At 50.7% G+C, this 6297-nt stretch carries 4 protein-coding genes; all 4 read left to right on the forward strand.

The window, feature by feature from the left end; genetic code table 11:
* Positions 1-142 precede the first annotated feature (142 nt).
* Positions 143-1780 (forward strand): PL29 family lyase N-terminal domain-containing protein, encoded by a 1638-nt coding sequence (locus Q0F21_RS04510; protein ID WP_297237801.1) that lies wholly within the window; start codon positions 143-145, stop codon positions 1778-1780.
* 5 nt (positions 1781-1785) lie between these two features.
* Positions 1786-3294, forward strand: a complete 1509-nt coding sequence (locus Q0F21_RS04515; RefSeq protein WP_297237803.1) for a BACON domain-containing carbohydrate-binding protein — start codon at positions 1786-1788, stop codon at positions 3292-3294.
* 4 nt (positions 3295-3298) lie between these two features.
* Positions 3299-6001, forward strand: a complete 2703-nt coding sequence (locus Q0F21_RS04520) for a S8 family serine peptidase (protein WP_297237805.1) — start codon at positions 3299-3301, stop codon at positions 5999-6001.
* Between the two features lie 4 nt (positions 6002-6005).
* Positions 6006-6297: hypothetical protein (locus Q0F21_RS04525; RefSeq protein WP_297237807.1), on the forward strand; the 292-nt coding region annotated here is incomplete at its 3' end.

The raw sequence follows: 6297 nt of genomic DNA on the forward strand, positions 1-6297 counted from the left end.
CCTGAGCTATATAAGACTTTTAGGATGATGTTCCGTGTCTATTGGGATCAAGCGACGGACATCAACTTTGGCGATCACGCAACTACCTAGATGGTCAGTGGACCTCTATCATATCACATAAACCCTTAAAACCTTTACGGTTATGAAATCAAAAATCTTATATGCTCTGGCAGTGCTACTGCCACTGCTCTGTATCCAGTCCTGCACTAATCCGACGCTGGATGACCTGCGTCGTCGACTGGATGATCACGAGTCTAGGCTAGCTAAGGTGGAGAAAAACACTGCAGTGGCCAATCAAGAAATCCAGACTCTGAAGAGCCTGCTCTCTGCCCAGGCGGGCAAGAAGATGGTAGACAGCTACCGTCCCCTCGACGATGGTACCGGCTACCTGCTTACCTTTACCGACGGCACCACTATCAAGCTCCTTCATGGAAAAGACGGAAGCAGCTCTGCTGTGGGGGTCAAGGAGGATCCTGAGGATCATATCTATTACTGGACACTCAATGGATCCTGGATGCTTGATCCTAATGGCAGGAAGATCCAAGCCCAGGGCATGGATGGCGTGCCGGGCGTCACCCCTCTGCTGAGAGTAAGCCCCAAGGGGTACTGGGAATACAGCCTGGACGGGAAGAGCTGGCACCTCATCACGACGGCTGACGGAGCACCGGTGAAGGCTACCGGTGGCACCGGCGAGAGTGGTCTTGATATAAAGGAGACCGACACTCATATCATCATTTACTTCAAGGGTCAGACCTTCATGATCCCCAAAGACGGAGGAACAACAGGCGGTGGTACTGTCACTCCACCCGAGACGAAGATAACGCTAAGCGAACAAGCAAAGTCTCTCGTCGTAGGGGAGCAATTTACGCTCACTGCAACACTGTCACCCTCTACACTCCCGGTGGAAGACATCGTGTGGAGTAGCTCCAGTGAGAGTATCGCTACTGTCACGGGAGGCCTCGTGACAGCAATTTCTGCCGGTGAGGCTGAGATCACAGCTAGTATTGGAGGTGTTTCTTCTTCCTGCATGGTCACTGTCACTACACCCCAGAAGGTACTGACCTTTGAGCTCAAGGCGCATGACCTCCATGCCGTTACGGGTCTTTTTGACATCATCCCGTCCGAGACCGACATGAGCTACTACGCTTCTGTGACTGATAAGGAAAACTGGGAAAACAATGGGGGCGCAGAAGGAATATTTGAGTACGACAAGAGATGGTTCAGCTCCTCAGGAGCAGAGTGGACTACAGTGCTCGGCAGTCAGATCTCGACTGGTGTAAAGAAGGACCTACCATCCAAGGAGGTGGGTGCCACCACACTTACTCCGGATACGGAGTATGTCTTCTATGCCTACGGACTGACAGAAAAAGGCGAGAAGACTAGTGACGTCTCATTTATCACCTTCACCACGCCGAAACAGATCAAGAAGGGACTCACATTTGAGATCAATGTAGAGGACATACTTACGAATGGTATCATAGCAACCGTACAGCCCTCATCGAATGATCTACAGTATGTAGTAGCATTGGTGAGAGATAATTATGGCAAGTTTTACTCCAAACGTGAGGACCTCAAGGAGATGGGTGCGTGGAAGCTTATCCACGACGAGACCATCCTGACAAAGGGGAAGTACATCATCTCACCAGAGAGCAAGGATAGCTCCAAGTATGAGCGGATGCTACCGGGATTTCAATACTGGATAGTGGTCTTTGGCTATGATGAGGATGGTATAACCTCTGAGGTAGTCTATTATCCCTTTAAGACAAAGAAAAGAAGCTGATGGTTATGAATACAAATAAATATTTCTATCCTTTGGTTCTAGTCCTCCTGCTACTCTCAGGATGTACATCAGAGATTGTCCCACCTGCCACTCTGGAGCTGGCGGACTACACCACCATTGACTTTCCGACGCAAGGTGGTGAGAGGGAGGTAGCCGTGGAGACCAATCAGACTGAGTGGACAGCTGTTTCGGAGGCGTCATGGCTTGTCGTCGATCAGAGAGCAAATACAGTAATCCTAAAGGCAGCCCCCAATAGCATGCTAGAGCAACGACAGACCTCTGTGCTTGTCTCGGCAGGAGGACTATCTCGGAGGATTGATGTTACTCAGATGGCTGAGAAGAGCACTCTCAATCTCACTGGTGAAGCTCTCCTTATCCCCGACGGAGAAGGGAACGCAAGAGAGATCCGGGAGAGCCAGTTTGGCGGCACAGTCTCTCTGGATGTCCTGACAGAGGATCCTAACTGGTCTTGTGAGATTGCAGAAGGGGCTTCTTGGATCAAGACAGACAGGGTCCCCCTCGGTAGCAAGCTCATTCTTACTATAGCGGAGAATAGCGAAAGGACCGCACGGACGGGCATTGTTTTCGTCCGGACAAAGGATCAGTCTATTAAGCTTAATGTGTGGCAGGAGGGCACCCTCTACTATCTCCTACCATTGCTTACGCCTGAGTCTACCAAGGAGCAGGTGAAGGACTTTGAGGAGGCTCGTCACAGCCGAGTGGTGCAAAATGCGAGTTATCTTTCCGGTGGAGCACATACCTATCATACAGTGAGCCCTCTATTCTACGAGATCAAGTATAGCTTTGATCGGCGCAATCTACGTGAGGTCATAATGCAGTGTCAGACCGCTTCTGAAATGCTGGATGATGAGTTTACTAAGCTGCTTGAGGAAGCTGGGTTTGAGTACAAGGCAGACAGCGGTATGGAGCGCGTCTTTATTAAGAAGGTGATCCATAATGGTACCACCTACGAGATCTTTGCTAATCTTGCTTATGGGCTACCCTCTGTAGAGCCAATGGTGGTCTTCAATATTATGAAGAGACAGCAAGGACCGATGCCTACATTTGACCACTTGCCTGACGGCATCGGAGAGATGGGGCTCTCACGTCAGCAGGTCCTAGCATGGGAGTCCACACACGGTGGTACCTACTCAGATAGGAACTCTGATCGTGAGGGTGGCTATTACTTCTTCGACGTTCTTGACAAGACCTATATTGGTCGGGACTATCTCTTCCAGGACGATAAGTTGGTCAATATGAGGATCTTCACATACGATATCAGTAAGTTCTTCTACTCGCCCGCCAAGGGGACATTCAAGATGACGGACGAGTTTAAGGATCTGCTTCAGAGGGAGGGCTTTACTGAGACACGGCAAACCGGTGATATCTGGGAGCGTTTCTATATCAATCGTGCTAGGAAAATGGCCGTAAGTGCCAGAGTGACCTCCTTCGCCACCGTGCTTTCCGGGCAACCCCTTGTCGTGATGCTTTATATTCCATTTGAAGAGGATTAGAGTTATGAGTAAGACTGATTTATTTCTTCCCTGTCTTGCCTCGCTCCTTATTGGCCTCTTTCCCTCCTGCACCACGACCGAGTCAGGACTGGAGCCGAAGGATCAGACTGAGAGTCTGCGTCCTGTAGAGGATGGGATCTCTCACGAGGCAATACGTATTGAGGTGACAGAGGAGCTCGCCACAGCCCTTGAGCACGGCACCCTACGTGCTGATAATCCTGAAGTACAGGATTTTATTAACAGGCTTGGAGTGGTCGACGTGACAAGGGTTTTCGATGAGGGCGAGGGGGCTTATCGAGAGCGTCGAAGGAGAGCAGGTCTTCATCTCTGGTATGATATCACGCTCTCTCCAAATACTAAGCCTACATCCACAAGAGCTATTCTGCGCGCTGTAGACGAAGCGAAGGAGATAGATGGTATCGTCTACGCCGAGGCAATACCTGTGATCTCTCTTCCATCCAATAGTGTGATCCGATCAGCAGAGCCCGCCCACTCAGCTCTACGATCTGGCACAGATGCATCTACCATTCCTAACGATCCTCGTTTTGATGATCAGTGGTACCTCTACAATAGAGGGCAGGAGACCGGCTTTATACCTGGCTTCGACATTAATGTGCTTGACGCATGGAAAGAAGAGACTGGGAGCAATCAGGTAATTGTTGCCGTGCTTGACGAGGGTGTACAGGTAGATCACCCTGATCTGGTTGATAATATCTGGACCAACCCCTCCCCTAATCCTGAGATGAATGATCTCCATGGGTACAACTTTAGTAAGAATCAGTCTGAGATAGACCCTGGTGATCATGGTACACACGTGGCGGGTGTCATCGCAGCCTCGCGCAATAACGGCATCGGGATCGCAGGTGTTGCGGGAGGTGATGGGACTCGTGGCAGTGGTGTCAAGATCATGAGCTGTGAGATTATCTCGGACATTGCGAACCTCCGTGCTGCACCCAATGCCTTTCCTTATGCAGCGGATCATGGTGCTGTGATCACCAACAATTCCTGGGGAATGGGTGGCGGTCCGGACCCGGATGCCATTCCTAAGTCCTATAAGGTGGCGATTGACTATTTTATCGACAACGCCGGGTGCGACCCTGTTACCGGAGAGCAGCTTCCCTCCTCTCCGATGAAAGGCGGAGTGGTCATCTTCTCTGCCGGTAACGATAATAAGGAGTACTACTATATGCCTCCGGCCTATAAGAGGGTCATCGCCGTCGGATCAAATGGTCCGACAGGAGTACGAGCCATTTACTCCAATCACGGAGATTGGGTAGACATATCTGCTCCCGGTGGAGACTATCGATTTGGTAACCCCACAGCATTTATCTTGAGTACTATTGCGGATGATCTCTATGGGTATATGCAGGGGACCTCTATGGCTGCGCCATTGGTGACCGGCGTGGCTGCCTTGATCGCATCTAAGTTTGGTGGCAAGGGCTTCACCAATGAGGAGCTTATGCATAGGCTGCTTCACTCCCTTCGACCATACGACATAGAGGAGATCAATCCCCAGTACAGAGGGAAGCTGGGAGCAGGCTATATCGATGCCACTAAGGCACTCGCAGTTGACCGGCACCTGCCACCTCAAGCAATACGGGAGGTCAAGGTTGATGAGGGCTATGACTCGCTCACCATTCACTTCCCAGCAGTGACTGATGAGGATGACGGGACAGCACTCTCGTACAACCTCTATTATAGTGAGAAACCCTTCTCGGACGCCTCTCGGATGGGAGGCGGCAAGACCGTGGAGGTCAAGGCTGCTAAGTACAAGGCTGGGGAAGAGGTGATCTACACTCTAAAGGGCTTGCTTCTTGACCACGCCTACTCACTGGCTCTTGTCCCGGTAGACAGATGGGACCACGAGGGGCAGCCGGTCTTCTTTAGCGCTCGTACACGAGCCAATCACAAGCCAATTGTCAAGGGAATACAGCCGGTCTTACTTACTGATGCTACCCCTATTACACTAAGACTAAGCATAACAGATCCCGACGGGCACGACTGGACCTACCGGTTGTCAGGAGATGCGGAGGCTGCAATGTGTCGTCGAGATGGAGATGCGTTAGAGATAACCTTCAGACGCCTCCGAGGAGAGGGACAGTACTCACTCATACTTGTCGTATCAGACGGATATGAGGAGACGATGGTGTCGATCCCCTACGAGATAGCACAGAATAAGTCTCCTCTCGTCGTAAAGGAGCCTTCGCTCATCCGTCTTAAGGGTCTGGGGGCATCCGTAGAGCTGGATCTGAGACAGTATTTTTCTGATCCGGAGGGTGATGCTGTCTCTTATGAGGTCAAGTCCTACTCTCCTCAGCTGATAGGTATTGATCTGAGTGGTTCAGTGCTTAAGCTCAAAGGGCTGGTATTCGGGAAAGCTCATCTAGAGGTGACGGCAAAGGATGCCAAGGGAGCTTTTGTGAGGGTACCACTTACAGTGGATATCGTACCGGACGAACCGGCCTACAGAGTGTATCCTATCCCCTGCTATGACCACGTTGTGGTGGAGCTGTCTGAGGATATCTATTTAGCGAAGATTGCTCTGATCTCATCTGCCGGTCAAGAGGTACTTCAGCGGTATGTCACTGTCCGAGAGAATAGTGACAGGGTAGTCAGGATTGATACGTCTCACCTCGCTATAGGTCGCTACACCTTGGTGATCACAGCTGACAGCAAGACATATAGTAAGCCCATTGTGAAGAATTAAGTCTATGAAAAGAGTAATAAAGCATATGGTACGCAGTACTCGGATCCTCGCTGCCTGCTGTTTCCTCACAACTTCTCTGTCGGTTACACTGGACGCACAGGAGAGCGTTTTTAGCTTCCCTTCAGAGAGTACCGATGTGGCAAGCATTGCTATGGGCGGAAACATTTCACTATCACCGAGTCAGCCGCTCTACTCTCTCCCTACACTTTCTCTTAACGGCATCGAGAAGTGGTCTGCTTCCTATAGCGCGGTAGCGATCCCATTAACTAAGAATGCCTCAGGAGCGACACATAGCT

It is taken from the genome of uncultured Porphyromonas sp. (genome assembly GCF_934359325.1).
Classification (GTDB): domain Bacteria; phylum Bacteroidota; class Bacteroidia; order Bacteroidales; family Porphyromonadaceae; genus Porphyromonas_A.